Source organism: Ruegeria sp. H8 (assembly GCF_056532905.1).
This window is the reverse complement of record NZ_JBQFNY010000003.1, coordinates 191914-208454: the sequence shown is the minus strand read 5'-3', so window position 1 is coordinate 208454 and position 16541 is coordinate 191914. Positions and strand designations below refer to the sequence as shown.

The following is a 16541-nucleotide window of genomic DNA, read 5'->3' as shown; positions in this document are numbered from 1 at the left end:
ATCAGTTGACGGTGGGCATCCCGCCATCAGCCGAATAGTCGACCGACACCCGCAGCAGGGTTGGAATGGCGACGTCAGCCGCCGCCTGCAGCGCAGGAGCAAGATTGCCGAGACTTTCGATATCTTGGTAGATCCAGCCAAAGGATCGGGCCAGAGACTCCCAATCGGGGTTGCCGAAGCAAAACTCGCGCGCACCGGGCTGTTTTTCGTCGATCAGACCATAGCCGTTGTCTTCCCAGACCAGAACAGTCACGGGCACGCACAACCGGGCCGCCGTCTCCATCTCCTGAACATTCATCAGGAAGTCCCCATCACCGCAAACGGCGATCACCCGACCCTCGTCCAACAGACGGGCAGCCTCGATCGCTCCAGGCAGCGCAAGGCCCATACCGGCCAAGCCGTTCGGAATGATGATTTGCCCCGCTCGGCGTGCTTGAACCTTGCTGGCGACCCAAAGTTTGTGCAGGCCCACGCCAGACAACAGAACGTCGCTTTCGCGAAGCGTTTCGGAAATCGCCTGACAAATGTTCGACGGCGCGACACAGGCGGCATCGGAAGCTGTTGCTACACCTTCCAGCGAGGCGTCAATCCTCCGCTGGAGACCTTTGAACCAGCTTTGCGCGGGACGTTCGGCCGAGGCCTTGGCCAGAACGTCAATGCAGTGCGGAAGGTCCCCGGTCAGAGCGGCCTTTACCGGCCAGTCCACATCAACGGTCGAGGCCACATCCGAGATCTCGAGAACCGGCTTCTTACCGCCGATCGAGATGTTCGAGGGTGGATATTCAACCGGGTCAAACCCGATGGCAATGATCAGGTCGCACAGGTCGAAGGCTTCTGATGCCAATTCTTTGCCCGGCTGACCGATCGAATGCAGCGAGAGCGGGTGTCCCGGAGGCAGAACGCCTTTGGCCATGAACGTCGTGACGACCGGGGCCGACAGGCTTTCCGCAAGTTCCCGAACGTCGCTTGCGGTGCCGGATCGGATCACCCCGTGTCCTGCAAGGATCAAGGGCTTTTTCGCATCAGCCAGCAGGCGCGCGGAACGGATGACCGCATCTGCCGCCGGTCGCACCTCGGCTGGCGGCGGCGCCACGAAAGGTTCGGCCAGAATCGGGACCTCGGCCAGATCCTCGGGCAGGGAAAGATGGACGGCTCCGGGTTTGTCGAGCTTGCTCAATCGCACGGCCTCGGCCACGACTTGGGGGATTTCATCCGCGACCATCAGCGTTCGGCTCAACTTGGTGACTGGCGCGAAAAGCGCTTCGAGATCGATGATCTGATGGCTTTCGCGGCCCAGCCTGGACCGCGCACCCTGCCCCGTGAGGGCGATCAGCGGCACATGGTCAAGCGTTGCATCCGCCACACCGGTGACAAGATTGGTCGCTCCAGGTCCAAGTGTCGAGAGGCATACCGCCGGGTTCCCCGTCAATCGACCGTGAACCGATGCCATGAACGCCGCCGACTGCTCGTGCCGGCACAGGACGAAGTCGATGCTCGACTTGTCGAATGCGGCGATCAGATCGGTTGTTTCCTCACCCGGAACACCGAATGCACAGGTCACGCCGTTGGCTTCCAGGCAGGCAATCAGCAATTCGGCAGCGGTTTGGGTATGGACGGCATCTTTCATAGGGCTTTGAACCTCGGGGTACTGTTTCAGGGAGTGCGGATGCGCGGGGGCTTACCCACGGATCAGCCGCAAGATCAGCGAACCGATGAACAGGACCAGAAAGATCACGAAAAGGATCTGTGCGATACCGGCCGAGGCCGACGCGATGCCGCCAAACCCGAAGATGCCAGCAACGATTGCAAGTGCGAAAAAGATCAGCGCCCAGGACAACATGGGATTTCCTTTCATTTCTGTGACTACTGGCGGGTCAACGCTTGGAACCCCAGATTGGTTCCGGATCATTTTGGTGGAACCTTTGGCGAGCGCCCGCGTTGGGTCGATGAAAGGAGATCTGACATGACACAGAAAACGGCGAAAAAGGCCCCTCAGGACACTCCGCATGCGGAAATGGCGGCGCGGATCGACGAAGTGGCCAAGGAGGCCAAATCAGCCTTGGAAGATGGCGTAACCGCAACGCGCGACACGTTGAAAACGGCGCGCGACGAGGCGCAAAAGCAGCTGACACAGACATCCGAGAAAAGTGCCGCATTTGTGCGCGAGAACCCGGGTCTGGCTATGGTCGGAGCGTTGGGCGTGGGTGTCCTGCTGGGCCTCGCGTTGCGCAAGGCGGACCGCGGTTAGAACACGCGGTACACCGCGACCGATATGGGTATCGAATACGTATTGCCGGCCATGCTCGGCTTGGGTTTGGCCGGTCTACTGATCTGGTTTTTCATCAGGAATCGCTGACAGCGCTGTTCGTCACTGCCACGCCAACCAACTCGCCACCCCAAAGACCCAAAGCGCCTCAGCCGCGCTTTGGGTCTTCTTCTATTTCGGGTTTGATCTGGGCGTAGGCCAGCATCGTGAAGACAGCGGTTCCTCCGATGATGTTGCCGGCGAGGACGGGCAGGAAAAAGCTGAAAACGGCTGCGCCTACTGGAAACTGCCCCTGAAGCATCAGAACCGCCATTTCCACCGAACCGGCAACGACGTGGGTAAAGTCACCGGCCGCAATCATCCAAGTGAAGATCACGATGACCAGCACCTCGTTGTTCTGTGCCGAAGGCAGCATCCAAACGATTGCCGCAATCAGGATCCCCGCCGGTATTCCGCGCAGAAAGCCAACCCAGGCGCCCATGCCGGTGGCGTGGTGGCTCAGGTCGTTGATGACCGAGACGAGTTCGGGTGACAACACCGGCGTATGGATCAGGAAGGCAGATATCGCAAACGCCCCCAGCACATTGGCACCCAGTACGATTGCCCACAGCCGCGCGGTTTTGGTGAAGCAGGCAACGGACGGATTTATCATGGCTGGAACGACAGTCGTTATCGTGTTTTCGGTAAACAACTGCATCCGCCCCAAGATGACCAAAACAAAGCCGAGGGAATAGCCCAGGTTCTCGATCAGAAAGCGCGCGCTGGTTTCGGGCAGATGTGCCCGAAAGATCGCTTCGCCGAGCACCGAAAAGCTGATCAGCACGCCTGCGGCAATCCCGGACCAGAACAACGCTTTGGTCGGGCGATCCAGTTCCTCCTCGCCGTTTTGGCGGATGGTCTCGAATATCAGGCGCGGAGACAGGCCGGACGCTTCTTCGACCGCTTCGCGCTCACTTTCCTTCTCGACAAGATCTTTTCGCGGCGCTTCGTTTATATCTGACATTTTGACCCCATGTATCGACCTTCAAACCCAACGTTCTGCCGGTCGTTTTGGTTCCGTCAGCCACAAAGTTCCTCAAACCTTCTGAAAGAACTGGGATCACGCCCAGATCTTTGTCGGGAACTTTTAGCCACCTATCGCGTTGTGTCCTTGTAGGAACAACGACAAGTAATTCGAAAGGAACTTCGGTATGGTGGAAGTATATGGTATTGGCGGTCTGATCGTCCTGGTTTTGTCGATCTGGGCCATTATTTCGATCATCGGCTCGTCTGCGACGACCGGTGCAAAAATTCTGTGGGTCCTTTTCGTTCTGTTGCTTCCGGTCATCGGATTCATCTGCTGGCTGATCTTTGGCCCGAAGGCAGCGCGCAGCGCGATCTGATCAGCGCGGAAATTGTCGGTACAAAAAAAGCGCGGCATCGGCCGCGCTTTTTTGAGTCAATTGTATAGATGGTGAAATGGGCCTTGTGCCAGTTCACCCAGGATCAGCGCCGATCTTCAAGCCGTTCCCACTGAAATCAATGGCTGCGATCTTGCGTGCAAGATCTGCGGCCGTGAAAGGCCGTATCAGTGCCGCGCATTCAAATTGCGCTTGCACCTCGGGGGACGGGTCCAACAGCAACAGTGCACTGCCGCGTTCGACCAACAGCCGCGCGACGGCGTCAAATGACGTCTCACTTCTGCGATAGCTCAGAACGCTCAAGGCCGGGGCGAATTTGGGATCCTGCCAGAAATGCCCGCCCGCGTGCAGCTCGCGGATATGGACAATGCGATCGGTTGGAACTGCGGGGATGGCGTCACTGATGTCCGCTGCTTCGATAAAGTTTTCCGTAACAATGAAAACATCTGCTACGCTGCGGGAAGAGGCTTCCATAAATACCATCCTGAAATCTGTTCGATGCCACCCTAGGGCAGTCCCACAGCGCCGCAATAAACTATGACACAGCAACGAAAAAATTCTCTGATCGCATGTAGGGACTGTCCGCTGAGGCAGATGGACGTCTTCCTGCCGTTCTCGGAAGACGACCTGCGATTCATGCAGGGTTTCAAAACCGGTGAGATGCAGGCCGAACCCGGAACACAACTGTTCATCGAGGGCGCGAAATCCGCGCATCTGTTCACGGTTCTGAGCGGGATGGGCGTTCGTTACAAAACGCTCGAAAACGGTCGCAGGCAGGTCATAGGCTTTGTGCTTCCAGGCGATCTCGTCGGGCTGCAGGCTGGCGTCATGGGCGAGATGCGGCACTCGGTCGAAGCGACAACCGCGATGCGGCTGTGCGTTTTCAATCGCTTGCGGCTGTTCGAGTTATATCAGAACCAGCCTGATCGCGCCTTTGACCTGACATTCCTGGCCGCCGTCGAAGAGCATTTTCTGGGCGACGCCCTGACAACAGTCGGCCAGCGCGGCGCGATCGAGAAGATCGCGTGGAGCCTGCACCGCTTCTACACAAGGTCGCAGGCTGTCGGATTGGCCAAAGGCTTGCAGTGTCCGCTGCCCTACCGGCAGCAGGATCTTGCGGATGCGTTGGGCTTGTCGCTGGTTCACACGAACAAGACCCTGCGCCGGCTGAAGGATCTCGGTCTGGCCGAATGGTCCAACAATGTGCTGCAGATTAACGATCTTGAGGGTCTAGCCGAGCTTGGCTTGGTCGAAATCACCGAAGCCGTTCCGCGCCCGCTGATCTAAACGTGGCGGATGGACAGGAATTAAAGAACCGCCGACCGAAAAATCGGCCGACGGCTTGATCACATGCTTTGCGACTGAGGAGCCGTTTTACGACCCTTCGTAGGCCGGCATATCCTTCAGCATCTCCTTGTCAGCGTGAACGAAGGCATAGGTGTTGTCACCATTGACTTCACGCATCAGCGACACGCGCGAGAAATCGATCAGAACATCCTTTTCCCCCAAGCCGAGGAACCCGCCAACGCCGATCACGGCCCCATCTACCGATCCGTCCATGTCGACGACGACCTCTTCGATCTCGCCGATCCACTCTTGCGAGACGTCATAGACGCGCATGCCGGTCAGATCTTCGGCCGGGATGGTGCCTTGGGCAACGGGGACATAACCCTCTATGTCGATGGTGGTTGGGTCAACCGCATCGGCCATCTGACCGGCTTTTTCGCTGATGTACTCACCGGTTGCTTCGGCTGCTTGGTCGACGTCTTGCGCCGTGTTCTGCGCAGCGTTCTTGATATCCTGCGCGGTATTGGACAGCGCATCACCGGCTGCCTCGGCTGCCTCTTCCAGGTTCTTGCCGACTTCTTCGACATTCGAGCTTTCTGCATAGGCCGATGCCGACATCACCAGAACGATCGAAGTTGTGGTCAGAAAACGTTTCATAGCTCACTCCTTTGGTCTGTTCTGACCGCGTTTCCCGCGGTCTTGTTGAACAAACGAATGACGCCGCGACTTGTTCCCAGAAAAATGCAAAAATATTTGTTTTAAAAAGAAAAAACCGCGCATCTGCGCGGTATGACAAGCCGTGGCCAGACCCTCAGACCGGGTGCAGCGGATCGGAAGATCTGGACAGAACCATGTAGTGTTCATCGTCGGGAATATTGCGTAACTCAGCGAACGGAAAACTCAGGATATCTGGTCGCCCGTCGATCAAGAGAAACCGCAGAGCCTTGGTGTTTGGGTCGAGCTCAATATCCATAAACCTTCCCAACTCACCAGTCGCGTCAAACACGGGGTTGCCCTGCAACTTCGCAAACCACCGGAAGTTGCTTCCGGGTGGCCTGGGCTGGGGGCGTTGGCGGAGAGCGTCATTCAGGATCGCCCCCATCACAACCGGCGCAATCGCGTTGCCGAACGGCCCTACGACCAGGGGCGGCAGGCCTTTAATGTCTACTGCGAGGGGGTCTTCGCCTCCTTCGCTCTGTCGAAGATGATTCACTTGGTGATGGGATAACGTGCACACTACCTCGCTTGCACCAAATTCGAGCGAATCGGCGGTGAACGCCACCGGGTCATTCCCTCCGGCCACGCTCAGATTGACTAAGACGTACTCCAACTCGGTCTGCCCAGCGCGAATGGCGATATCGGAAACGCGACCAATTGCGTGGTCGGTTCCAGATGGGACAACGGGCGTGTTGATGAGGTCAGACAGTTTCATAGTCTCGGAGATTACCTGTTGGGATCGGTCTTGAGAGTCTGTGGGGCGCCATCGATTTGATGCCACCCCACGCGATGTGCGCATCCACCTTTGGGCTACATGTCCTTCATCAGGCGATCCACGATTTCCCGAACGTCTTCTTTCGAATCTCCGTATTTCTTTTGGATGATGCCTTCCAGTTGCTCGCGATCGCCGCGGGCTTGCTCGATCTCATCATCGGTCAAATCGCCGAAACGCTCGATCAGCTTGCCTTTGAATTCGGTCCAGCGTCCAAGAATTTGGTCCCAGTTCATCGTAAATTCCTTTCGATTGCTTCGTCGCTGTCAGTGAAACGCACCAAACTCGAACTGGTTCCGGGCACCGGCGATATTTCTTCATTGGTCGGCGAAAAGGGGGGATCGAACAGATACCGAACTGGGTCCACCGTGGCGTTCGAACTGGTCTTGGGAACAATCTCGTCTTCCATGCGTTGAAGGACCGAGACCTCAACACAGGAGATCGAACCATGCCACGTCGAACCGAGACCACGGAGAAAGCAAAAGCCCATGCCCAGGATCTGACCGGCAAGGTCAAGGACACCGTGACCGCCGAGGTCTCGGCCCGGGCCGAATCCCTGAAGGACAGCGCAGCGCAGGAGGTTGAGAGCGCCGCTCATGCAGCCGACGCAGCTGCCGATGCATTTCCCGACCAATCGGTACAGCATCAGGTCTTGTCGAGGATTGCGGACAACATGGAAGCTGTGGCTGGGCAAGTCCGCTCTGCCGACTTGGCCAGTATGAGCCGAAAGGTGTCTGATTTCGCCCGCGAAAACCCGCTGTTGTTCGTCGGATCGGCTGCCTTGGCCGGGTTTGCTGCAGCCCGTTTCCTGAGCGCGCGCAATACGGGCGCGGCCCAATCCGCATCTTTTGGTGCAGATCCTTGGGATATTGATCCGTCGCTGCTGCATGGTACCTCGGTCGATACTTCGGGCCACACCAGCGCGTTGGCGCGAATGAATGGTGGCCGCGATGCATAACCCCAACGATCTGCGATCTGCACCGGGGCTTTTGGCAAACGCGCTCAAACATCTGTCGGGTTTGCTTCGGGCTGAGGTAAAGCTTGCCAAGGAGGAGTTGTCCCGAAACCTGACGCGAGCGGGCTTAGGGCTGGCCTGCCTTGGCATTTCTCTGATCCTTTTGATGATCGCACTGAACCTCATGGCGACATCCCTGGTCGCGTATATCGCCGCCAATGGTTTTTCGGTGGGTATGGCCTCGTTGCTCGTTGGCGCGGGCTTGGCACTGGTTGCTGGGTGCCTGGCGCTTTTTGGCCGGTCCCGCTTGTCCGCCACCGCGCTGGTCCCCGAGCAAGCCATGAAAAACCTGCAGCGCGACATCGAAGCGATGAAGGAGTCGACCCATGTCTGACCTGACACCTCTTGAAACGCAGATCGCATACGAACGCAGCGCTCTTGCACGCTCGCTGAATGCTCTGTCGGATACGCTGGCACCGCCGCGCCTGGCAGACGAGGCGAAATCGACGCTCGAAGCCTATGGCGGGCAGATCGGTGCGCAACTCTGGTCCGCGGCTCAAAAAAACCCGGCCGCCTTTGCTCTGCTCGGTGCAGGAGCAGCCCTTTGGGTTGCGGGTCCAGGGTCTGGCTCAAAAAGCACCCAATCCCCGCGCCAGGCCGTACCGCCGCAGCAGGCCTTCGACGGGTTTGATCGGCGTGTCGCCGACGCCGACAGCCGCATGAAACAGGAAATGACCGGAATGACTGAACACAGCCAATCTGCCAGTGTGCTGTCCGCCGCCTTGGATCGTGGTCTGGACAAGCTCTCACCCCAGGCCCGTGCCCGTGTGATCGAAGCGCGCAAGGCCGCAATCGGTGCGCAGCAAGCGGTCGAGAAGCGTGCGTGGAAGGCGACGAAGGCCTCGCAGACCTTCGTCCATGATCAGCCGCTGGCGGCCGGCGCATTGGCGCTGGGCGTAGGTATTCTGGCTGGCGCTCTGCTGCCCAACACTCGTAAGGAGGACGAGCTGCTGGGCCATCGGCGCGATCAGCTGATGCGACAGGCCCAAAGGGTTTTGAACGAAGAACTGGACAAGCTGCATGCTGCGGCAAGTGTACGGCTGGATGAGGCGGCTGATCGGGCCTCTCACGCTTTGCGCAGTCAGTGAAGCGCGCCCATGCCCACTGCTTTCAGCTCTGCATCAGCCTTGCGTGCGATGATGGCGATCCTGACCGGGATCGCCGTCATCACCGCTTTGTACCTGGCACGGTCGATCGTCGCGCCGATCACCTTTGCGTTGGTTTTGGGGGTCGTGGTCGCCCCGCTTGCCGACAAGCTTGAGAAGGTCGGTTGCCCACGAGTGATATCTGCCTCGGCACTGCTATTCGTGACCAGCACCGTCATCGTCGCGGCGTTCCTTCTGCTTGAACCACTGCTGTCCACGCTGGTCGAACAGTTGCCCGCAATCAAACGCGAGTTGCGCTCTTGGGTCGCCGCGATGTCCGAGTTCATTCGGGGTATCGAAACGCTTGGACGCGAGATCGAAGAAACCGTCGGCGCCGATGGGGCAGCGGAAACGGAGTCCGCCCTTCCGTCGGTGATGGATGCTTTGTGGCTGGCGCCCAATTTTGGATCAAAGATCCTGATTTTCATCGGCACGCTGTTCTTTTTCGTTTTGACCCGGCCCGAGCTCTATGCCGCAGCCGGTCCCCTGAAAGCGCGGCTGTATCTGGCTGACCGCGCGGTCTATCGCTATTTCGCTGCCGTGACGTTGGTCAATATCGGCCTCGGGACGGTAACGGCTGTGGCCTTGGGGCTGATCGGCATCAATGACGCCGTGGTCTGGGGAGTGGCCGCCGGCCTTCTGAATTTTGTGCTGTATCTCGGCCCGCTGATGATCCTGACCGGCCTTCTGATCGCCGGTTTAACCCAGTTCGGTGGAGCCGCGGCCCTGTTGCCCCCCCTGGTTTTCCTGGCGATCAATCTTTCTGAAGCACAATTCGTAACACCCGCCTTCGTCGGCCAACGTCTGCAGGTGAACCCGTTGGTCGTGTTCATTGCCATCATCTTTGGGCTTTGGCTGTGGGGGCCGGTCGGCGCCATCGTCGCACTCCCGATCCTGCTGTGGTTCGGCGTATTGTTGCGCCCCAAGGTCATGAGCCCGGTCGCGCCCACCTAAACGATGTTTTCAGTTACCCCCGGAAGCGGTTGCCGCATGTCGCGCGCAACGTCGGCGTCATGCGGAACCAGGAAGCCGCTGCGCGCTTCGGGGCGCCGCACGCCGTTGGCCTGTACCTCTCGCCCCCACCACGCGAACATGGCATCGGGCTCGATCGGTTTGCTCAGATCATCCGAGAACCACCAATGGTCCACCAGGGCCTGCCGCAGAACCGCGACCCGCTGCCGGTCGGTGACCCGAAGGGCGACTTCTGTGTCCCACCGCAAAGACCGTCCGTTCAGGTTGGCGGACCCGACCAAAGCATGATGGTCATCCACCACCAGAACTTTGTTGTGAACGTGAATGATCGGAGACCCGCTCAGAACTTCAGCGCTGGCATCGGCCCCACTGGCCGAAATCGGTTGGACCGGGGTCGACACCGAAACCCGGTCTTGGAACCCCTGCTGGATAATCTCCAGGCATTTGGCCTGCAGGTCCAAACCGAATTGCGCGTCCAGTCCGTCATGCCCGCCAAAGGCCACTTCCTCTGGTAAGGCTGGTAGAACAAGCACCAGTTTCAGGTCCTGCTTGTTAAGGCCCGCCTCAGCCAAAGCCTCGGCCAATCGAGTCGATCTGAAATACTGGGTCTCGATGTGCAGAAGTTGCCGCGCGGCTTGAAAGGCGGCTATGTGCTCATCCTCGATCTCATGCGCGATAGTCTTTGGCGACAGCCGCCAGAACGCAAACCGGCGCGGGCTGGACAGGGTGCGGCGCAGATGGCTCGCCTGGGGGTCCGGTTGTCCGGTCGCGATTTCATGTTCGAACCGGTCGATATGGCGCGCGGCCTCGGAGGCCTCGGGTCCGCGGACCAGCAATTGAATGTCTGACCATGTGTTTTTGGCCAGACGATCGTGATCCGGTGTGTCAAAGCGCCTTTCGTTCAAGTCCAATCCGCCGAGGTAGCAGACCTCATTGTCGATCACGGCGACTTTCTGATGGTGCGACACGGTGTGAAGTCGGGGCAGCGTGTCCGACCCCAGCCGTACCGCCTGCCGTTTGCGTCGTTCGCGGGACAGCTCCTGCATTCGCTGCGCCTTTTTACGCAGAACCGCGGGCAACAGCGTGGCCCAAGGCAATGCGCCGGCCTGCGCGGGGTGCATGGACACGCGAACGCTCAACTGCGAGGCCAGTTCGGGACCAAGGACTTCCGCAAGCGCTACCGCCTGCCGTTTGGTGCGCCAGCTCAGTTCGTGCAACTCGGTCGCGAAGATCGGATCGAAATCGCTGATGACCAAATGAAACGTTACACCCTTGCGAATGACATGCTCGATCAGGTCAAACCAGGTATCGCCGATCTGGCGCGCCTGATCGCTGCGCAGCCGTGTCATGAAATCGAATATTCGAAAACTTGCCTTGATCTGGTGCCGGGCCTCCAGAACCGCTTTTTCCAAGGCGGGCCAGGCTTGCTCGGCCGTGATCAGGACCTCAAAGTCATTCTGCTGCGGCACGGGCATCACCGCCTCTCTCATCCGCAACGGACTGTGGTTCGCTATCCGCTTCTACTTCGGAGATTTCGAACGTCACCTCATACACATAATGCGAGGACGTCTCGGTTATGGTCTCGGAACCGTCCAATTGGCGGAGGAAGGCCTGCATCAGCCGCTGACCGATCCCGCCGCTATGGAACAGATCCGCACCGTCGTCCGACTGCCCGCGCGTGTTGGAGACTTTCAGGTGCAGGGTGTTCTCCTCGGGTCGGGGCAATTCCACCGAAATTGTCGGCGGTCCGTTCTGCGGAACGCCTACGTATTTGACCGCGTTCGTCAGCGCCTCGGCCACCAGCATCGACAGCGTGACTGCCTGATCCTGCCCCAGTTCGACAGGCGCGATCCGGCAGTCAACCTCGACCACCTGACCCAGAATTGGCGGTCGATGCGCCAGTTCGGCGACCAAATGTCCGATCAGTGCCTCGGTGTTGATCGTCGTCATCTGCGAGTTCTGGTTCAAGCTCTGGTGCACCATGGCCAGGCCGCGAACCCGACGCTGCAACTGTTCCAGCAAGCGCCGGGCCTCGGTGGTTTCGGCCTTGCGCAAATGCATGTTCATGATCGAAGCGATCAGTTGAAGATTGTTTTTGACGCGATGGTGTACCTCGCGCAACAACAGCGTTTTTTCGACAAGGTCGCGTTCGTGCTGCGCCTCAGCCTCGCGGATCAACAAGACCATGCGGTTGAATGCAGTCTGTATTTGCTGAAACTCCTGCGGGGCGCCTGCGAGGCTTTCAATTGGGTCGCGCTCGCCCAACGCGAAACGACGCACGGCCGAACGCAAGCTGTCGAGATGCCGGATCACCAATCGATGCAGGCCCCACAAGGCAACTCCCAGACCGGTCACCCACATCAGGATCGGAAAAGCAATGGTCAAAGCAGTGCTGCCTGCACCGACTGAGGCCAGCGCCGCCTCGCGTGGCCAACTGCCAATCACGGCGACTTCGCCCGGAATGATGCTGGCAACTGCAAAAACCCGATCCTCTCCGTCGGCCGTTTTAGCCGAAAATGTTTTACCGGAACTGGACAGAACCAACAGGTTTTCTTTCGCGGGCGGTAGGAATGGTTTGACCTCATCCAAGCCCACATTTGATGACAGCACTTCTCCGGTCGCGTCGAACAGGGCGATGACCACGTCACTACCAATGTTGCCAACATCCAAGGGCGTGCGCGCCAGCGCATGAGGTATCGAGATGGAGACGAACCCCATAAGCTCGGTCTTGTTCATGACCGGCTGGGTTACGATGATCACTGATTGCCCTGTCGCCGCCCCGGCACGACTGACAGAAAAAGTAAGCTGCGGATTTTCCGAGATCTGCCCGAAACCGGGCGCGTCCGACAATTCGATGGTCCGTTCGACGGTTGAGCAAGCCATAACACCGTTCGGCTGTATAAACCCGGCAAATACAAACTCGGGCTGTCGTTCGACGAACCTGCGCATAAGGCCCGAGCAAGCGGCTTTGTCCATACCTCCAGCCGAAAGCGCGGCGGTAAGTCCCGAACTGGCACCAACAGCTTTCTGCAGAAGCTCCCGTTCCCGGGTGGCAGCTTCGATGGTGCGCGCCAAAACCGAGGCCCGAGATCTTTCGTCGGCCTCGGTAATCACAGCGCGTGTCTGCAATACCGCAATCAGCCCCAAAGGCAAAAGCGCCAAGGTGACCAGCGCGGCAAGATAGACGGTCAGGCTGCGCGGTTCCGCATCCATCGATCGTCAGGCCGCCGGTTGCGTCTGAACGATCGCCACCGTCACCGCATCGGTCAATTCGATGGGTTCGTCATCTTCCAAACCCATCAGTTCGGCCAGTTGCGCGCGGGCACGGTTCACCCGGCTTTTGATCGTACCAAGAGCGACGCCGCACATCTCGGCTGCTTCCTCATAGGAAAATCCCTGTGCACCGACCAGCACCAATGCTTCGCGCTGTTCATCCGTCAGTTGGTCAAATGCAACAGCAAAATCCTTCAACGCCAGCCGTCCGTCATGGTCGGGCTTTTGCGACAGGCTTTCGGCCATCGCGCCATCCACATCCTCGACCTCGCGCTTGCGCTTGCGGTGCAGCGAAAAATAGGTGTTCCGGACGATGGTGAACAACCAAGCCCGCATGTTGGTGCCTTCCTGAAACGAGTCGATATTGCTCCATGCCTTTATCAATGCGTCCTGCACGATGTCATCGGCCGTGGCCCCGTTTCGGCACAAGCTGATCGCAAAGGCACGCATCGCGCCAATATGTTCGACAAGCTCTTCTCGGGGATCAACCATCCGAGCCTCCCGTGTCACCGCTTTTGGGAACACTGGTCTGATTGCGCAGTTTTTCAAGAAGATCGACGAACCGATCCGGAACCGGTTCGTTGGCTACCTCATCGAAAGCCCGCTTGAGGTTTTCGTCGATCCTTTGCTCTATTTCTTGCCGATGGCTTCGGCTGGGCTGTGGTTTTGTCATGGCATCATCAAAAATTTTTTACTTTTGCTGGAACCATAACGCCCCAGTATGCGTTTGGTTCCCGAGTTTAGAGAAAAAAATGAGGAAAACATAGATGACCGAGCTGACCGGAGTTTCCGTCGCAGATCAAATTGGCCCGCTCTTGCCGTTTCTGCGCCGTTATGCCCGTGCCCTCACCGGCTCACAGGACAGTGGCGACGCCTACGCCGCAGCATCGCTTGAAGCGATCCTTGCAGATCCCGCCCAGTTCGATGCCGATCTCGCGCCGCGGGTCGCGCTGTTTCGTGTGTTTCACAGCATCTGGTCAACATCGGGAATGCCTGTTGACGCAGATGGCCACAGCTCTGACATCCAAACGCGCGCCCACGCCCAGCTGGCACGCCTTACGCCGAACACGCGCGAGGCCTTGCTGCTGCGCACGGTCGAAGAGTTCTCGGTCAGCGATATCGCCGCAATCATGCAGATAGAACCCGCCGAGGCTCAGAAGCTAATCGATATCGCCTACGAGGAAATGGCCCGCCACACTTCTGGGCGCATTTTGATCATCGAAGACGAGGCAATCATCGCGATGGATCTTGAAACTATGGTGACCGACCAGGGCCACCGGGTCACAGGGGTCGCACGCACCGAGACGGCCGCCATCGAACTGGCCGAGCGCGAGCCGTTCGACCTGATCCTGTCGGACATCCAACTGGCGGACAAATCCAGTGGAATCGATGCAGTGAACCGCATCATTGCCCAGCACGGCGATTGTCCCGTCATTTTCATTACCGCATTCCCCGAGCGCCTTCTGACGGGCAAAGGGCCCGAACCGGCCTTTTTGATTTCCAAACCCTACACCGAAGAACAGGTCAAATCGGCCGTCAGCCAGGCCATGTTCTTTGCCTCTAGCGCCGTGATCGAGGTCTGACGCGGCAGGGCCGCGCTGCAAGACACGAAAACTCAGGCGATTAGACACGACGAGGAACCCCATGGAAAACGAGATTGCACAGACCGCAGAGACCGTGACGAACACCGTTTGGGCCGAACTGTCGCAAGTTCTGAATGCCGAGCTGTATGACGGGAAATCGCTGAGCGACCTGTTGACGCTCGAGGCCCTTCTTGGCCTCGTCGCGAACACGATTGCCGCGCTGATCCTTCTTGTTCTCGGGCTTGTGATTTCAAGATATGTCAGCCGGAAGATCCGGGGCGTCGGTGAAAAATCGGAACGCCTGGACGATACGTTGTTCAACTTTCTTGGCAATCTGGCGCGCTATACGATCCTGGCGTTTACCGGGCTGTTCATTCTGAACACGTTCGGGGTGCAGACGACGTCGATCATTGCGCTGATCGGTGCCGCCGGTTTGGCCATTGGTCTTGCGTTGCAAGGCACATTGTCCAACGTTGCAGCCGGCGTGATGATCATCCTGTTCAGGCCGCTCAAGATCGGCGATTTCGTCGACGTGAATGGCGTGCTCGGAACCGTTAAAGACATCACTCTGAACTACACCGAAATTGCCGATATGGGAAACGTCAAGGTTATCGTTCCCAACGCCGAGGTGTGGGGAAACACCATCAAGAACTATTCCGTTTACGAGACCCGTCGTGCCGAGTGGACGTTCGGCGTTGGATACGGCGTCAACTTGGCGGAGGCCGAGCGCGTCATTCGCGAGACGATCATGTCGGACGCCCGTTCGTTGGCTGACCCCGAACCGTTCATCCAGGTGAACAATCTTGGCAGCAGCAGCGTCGATTTTCTTGTCCGCGTGTGGTGCAAGTCTTCGGACTACTTCCAATACCAGGCGGACATGAAGCGCAAAGTCAAAGAGGCGTTGGACGAAGCCGATATCAATATTCCGTTTCCGACCCGCACTCTGTTGATTGAAGGCGAAAAGACTCAGCGAGAAAAAGCGATCGCGGCAGAGTAACCTTGACTGTTGACCCCAGGTGCCTGAAGCCAGCACTCTTCAGGCAAAATTAGGGGTTTGAGCAACGGAGGTGCGGTCATCGGCCTGAGTCGCCAAAATGATTGCCGCGACTGAAACGCCAAAATGAGTTGGCCTGATCCTCCCCCAATGAAGTGGTCCGCCATTATGCTTGGGAAAACCGAAGATCAGCATGGCAACGAAGAGACACAAGCCAGAGGAGATTGTCACGAATAGTAATCCTTGGGCTAGAACCTGAGCGGCAGTACCTGTCTTGGTAGGCCAAGAGCTGGTCAATATGATCCTAATCAGTCTTTTCACGCTCAGACTCCGGCTGGCTCGAAGCTCAAACATGCAATTAAGTCCACTTGGCATCCCAGGGCAGGCTAACGGTCGCGCCAACCTTCTTACCTATCTCGATGCCTGTCTGGTCGAAGCGACGCATAAACTCAGCGCCCGACTCGTCTTGTCTCCGTTGCAAAGTGACAGTTTCCTCTGAATCCGAAACGCTCACTATGGCACGATGAACGTCCTCTCTTAGACTGGGGGGCCAGCCGTTTTCGGTCGAAATTGGGTTCCCGTGCTTGTCAAAGAACTCGCCCTGAGTGACGACGACTTTGAACTGGTTTCCTGCGTCCTTTTCCAGTTTTTCCACCCTGCTACGAACACTCATTTTGAAGCCTCCAAAGCTGCTATTCGTTTCTCTAGTTCCGTCGTTTCCAGAACCCGCCTGTATTGCTCAATAAGCCCCATGACCGTCGCTCCCTCCAAAGGTGTCACGTCACCCTGAGAAACGGCTTGTAGCACCGCCTGTGCGGCCTCTGAGGCGTCGGCAGCGGATCTGATGGGGGGAAGGTCAAAACTGACCGGTGCGTCCTTTCTGGTGGGCGCAATCCGCTCCAGACAAAGACGGAGGGCCGTGCTGTCACCCTCAAGCGCCAACTCAACCGCTTTTTGCGTGATTGCCTCCGATTGCCCCTCAAGCAGTTCCTCTACTGCCCGAGTGACCCGGTTTCGGGTTCCTCTGGGCTTGCCGGGATTACCAGTCGCAAAGGTCCCATCCGGGTTTCGTTCGTCCGTATTGGTTCCGTTTTTTCGGTCGGGTTCATCCGTCATT

22 protein-coding genes are annotated in these 16541 nt (G+C 58.2%); 9 read left to right on the top strand and 13 right to left on the bottom strand.

Annotation, left to right across the window (positions count from 1 at the left end; all coding sequences use genetic code 11):
* Window position 1: 1 nt before the first annotated feature.
* Entirely contained in the window at window positions 2-1627 is a 1626-nt protein-coding gene (locus ACR0A2_RS10545) for an acetolactate synthase large subunit (RefSeq protein ID WP_480446579.1), read from the bottom strand.
* Window positions 1628-1678: 51 nt separating this feature from the next.
* Complete coding sequence (locus ACR0A2_RS10540) at window positions 1679-1840, bottom strand: DUF1328 domain-containing protein (protein WP_093961673.1); 162 nt, start codon at window positions 1838-1840, stop codon at window positions 1679-1681.
* Between the two features lie 123 nt (window positions 1841-1963).
* On the opposite strand from ACR0A2_RS10540, the gene ACR0A2_RS10535 reads away from it, so the two are divergent.
* Window positions 1964-2248 carry a hypothetical protein gene (locus tag ACR0A2_RS10535; protein ID WP_480446580.1) on the top strand — a complete coding sequence of 95 codons (285 nt, stop codon included), beginning with the start codon at window positions 1964-1966 and terminating at the stop codon, window positions 2246-2248.
* 166 nt (window positions 2249-2414) lie between these two features.
* Here the strand turns inward: ACR0A2_RS10535 and ACR0A2_RS10530 are convergent, their stop codons facing one another.
* On the bottom strand, window positions 2415-3269 hold the full coding sequence (locus ACR0A2_RS10530; RefSeq protein WP_480834964.1) for a formate/nitrite transporter family protein: 855 nt from the start codon (window positions 3267-3269) through the stop codon (window positions 2415-2417).
* Window positions 3270-3456: 187 nt separating this feature from the next.
* On the opposite strand from ACR0A2_RS10530, the gene ACR0A2_RS10525 reads away from it, so the two are divergent.
* Window positions 3457-3648, top strand: a complete 192-nt coding sequence (locus ACR0A2_RS10525; protein ID WP_093961670.1) for a PLD nuclease N-terminal domain-containing protein — start codon at window positions 3457-3459, stop codon at window positions 3646-3648.
* 93 nt (window positions 3649-3741) lie between these two features.
* Here ACR0A2_RS10525 and ACR0A2_RS10520 read toward each other — a convergent pair whose 3' ends face one another.
* Entirely contained in the window at window positions 3742-4140 is a 399-nt protein-coding gene (locus tag ACR0A2_RS10520; RefSeq protein ID WP_480834963.1) for a hypothetical protein, read from the bottom strand.
* A gap of 63 nt (window positions 4141-4203) precedes the next feature.
* Between ACR0A2_RS10520 and ACR0A2_RS10515 the strand changes: the two genes are divergently transcribed.
* Window positions 4204-4953 (top strand): Crp/Fnr family transcriptional regulator, encoded by a 750-nt coding sequence (locus tag ACR0A2_RS10515; protein WP_480834962.1) that lies wholly within the window; start codon window positions 4204-4206, stop codon window positions 4951-4953.
* Window positions 4954-5040: 87 nt separating this feature from the next.
* On the opposite strand, the gene ACR0A2_RS10510 is transcribed toward ACR0A2_RS10515, so the two are convergent.
* From ACR0A2_RS10510 to ACR0A2_RS10500, 3 genes are all read right to left on the bottom strand, one after another.
* Complete coding sequence (locus ACR0A2_RS10510) at window positions 5041-5610, bottom strand: PRC-barrel domain-containing protein (RefSeq protein WP_480834961.1); 570 nt, start codon at window positions 5608-5610, stop codon at window positions 5041-5043.
* A 154-nt stretch (window positions 5611-5764) separates the two neighbouring features.
* Window positions 5765-6385, bottom strand: a complete 621-nt coding sequence (locus ACR0A2_RS10505; protein ID WP_480834960.1) for a PRC-barrel domain-containing protein — start codon at window positions 6383-6385, stop codon at window positions 5765-5767.
* Between the two features lie 95 nt (window positions 6386-6480).
* Window positions 6481-6678 (bottom strand): CsbD family protein, encoded by a 198-nt coding sequence (locus tag ACR0A2_RS10500; protein WP_093961665.1) that lies wholly within the window; start codon window positions 6676-6678, stop codon window positions 6481-6483.
* A 212-nt stretch (window positions 6679-6890) separates the two neighbouring features.
* Here ACR0A2_RS10500 and ACR0A2_RS10495 point away from each other — a divergent pair, with 212 nt between their 5' ends.
* The 4 genes from ACR0A2_RS10495 to ACR0A2_RS10480 are packed head-to-tail and all read left to right on the top strand — an operon-like array spanning window position 6891 to window position 9556.
* Window positions 6891-7400: a hypothetical protein gene (locus ACR0A2_RS10495; protein ID WP_480834959.1), complete on the top strand. Its 510-nt coding sequence runs from the start codon at window positions 6891-6893 to the stop codon at window positions 7398-7400.
* The gene (locus ACR0A2_RS10490) at window positions 7393-7791 is read left to right on the top strand and encodes a phage holin family protein (RefSeq protein WP_171642437.1); all 399 of its coding nucleotides are present in this window, start codon (window positions 7393-7395) and stop codon (window positions 7789-7791) included. Before ACR0A2_RS10495 ends, ACR0A2_RS10490 begins: the two co-directional genes overlap by 8 nt.
* Complete coding sequence (locus ACR0A2_RS10485; RefSeq protein WP_480834958.1) at window positions 7784-8545, top strand: hypothetical protein; 762 nt, start codon at window positions 7784-7786, stop codon at window positions 8543-8545. The genes ACR0A2_RS10490 and ACR0A2_RS10485 overlap by 8 nt, the downstream gene beginning before the upstream one ends.
* Window positions 8546-8554: 9 nt before the next feature.
* Complete coding sequence (locus ACR0A2_RS10480) at window positions 8555-9556, top strand: AI-2E family transporter (RefSeq protein WP_480834957.1); 1002 nt, start codon at window positions 8555-8557, stop codon at window positions 9554-9556.
* Here the strand turns inward: ACR0A2_RS10480 and ACR0A2_RS10475 are convergent.
* Genes ACR0A2_RS10475 through ACR0A2_RS10460 form a run of 4 tightly spaced genes read right to left on the bottom strand, consistent with a single transcriptional unit; the run spans window position 9553 to window position 13520 of the window.
* Window positions 9553-11049, bottom strand: coding sequence for a phospholipase D family protein (locus tag ACR0A2_RS10475; protein WP_480834956.1), 1497 nt, complete (start codon window positions 11047-11049; stop codon window positions 9553-9555). The genes ACR0A2_RS10480 and ACR0A2_RS10475 overlap by 4 nt on opposite strands.
* Window positions 11027-12787 carry a sensor histidine kinase gene (locus tag ACR0A2_RS10470; protein ID WP_480834955.1) on the bottom strand — a complete coding sequence of 587 codons (1761 nt, stop codon included), beginning with the start codon at window positions 12785-12787 and terminating at the stop codon, window positions 11027-11029. The genes ACR0A2_RS10475 and ACR0A2_RS10470 overlap by 23 nt, the downstream gene beginning before the upstream one ends.
* A 6-nt stretch (window positions 12788-12793) precedes the next feature.
* Complete coding sequence (locus ACR0A2_RS10465) at window positions 12794-13339, bottom strand: RNA polymerase sigma factor (protein WP_480834954.1); 546 nt, start codon at window positions 13337-13339, stop codon at window positions 12794-12796.
* Window positions 13332-13520 carry a NepR family anti-sigma factor gene (locus ACR0A2_RS10460; RefSeq protein ID WP_170452416.1) on the bottom strand — a complete coding sequence of 63 codons (189 nt, stop codon included), beginning with the start codon at window positions 13518-13520 and terminating at the stop codon, window positions 13332-13334. The genes ACR0A2_RS10465 and ACR0A2_RS10460 overlap by 8 nt, the downstream gene beginning before the upstream one ends.
* Window positions 13521-13614: 94 nt before the next feature.
* Between ACR0A2_RS10460 and ACR0A2_RS10455 the strand changes: the two genes are divergently transcribed.
* The gene (locus tag ACR0A2_RS10455; RefSeq protein WP_480834953.1) at window positions 13615-14430 is read left to right on the top strand and encodes a response regulator; all 816 of its coding nucleotides are present in this window, start codon (window positions 13615-13617) and stop codon (window positions 14428-14430) included.
* A gap of 61 nt (window positions 14431-14491) precedes the next feature.
* Window positions 14492-15427 (top strand): mechanosensitive ion channel family protein, encoded by a 936-nt coding sequence (locus ACR0A2_RS10450; RefSeq protein ID WP_171725980.1) that lies wholly within the window; start codon window positions 14492-14494, stop codon window positions 15425-15427.
* Window positions 15428-15782: 355 nt separating this feature from the next.
* Here the strand turns inward: ACR0A2_RS10450 and ACR0A2_RS10445 are convergent, their stop codons facing one another.
* Together ACR0A2_RS10445 and ACR0A2_RS10440 are read right to left on the bottom strand one after the other, a co-directional pair.
* The gene (locus tag ACR0A2_RS10445; protein WP_480446592.1) at window positions 15783-16097 is read right to left on the bottom strand and encodes a hypothetical protein; all 315 of its coding nucleotides are present in this window, start codon (window positions 16095-16097) and stop codon (window positions 15783-15785) included.
* Window positions 16094-16540 (bottom strand): DUF5681 domain-containing protein, encoded by a 447-nt coding sequence (locus tag ACR0A2_RS10440; RefSeq protein ID WP_480446593.1) that lies wholly within the window; start codon window positions 16538-16540, stop codon window positions 16094-16096. Before ACR0A2_RS10440 ends, ACR0A2_RS10445 begins: the two co-directional genes overlap by 4 nt.
* Window position 16541: the final 1 nt, after the last annotated feature.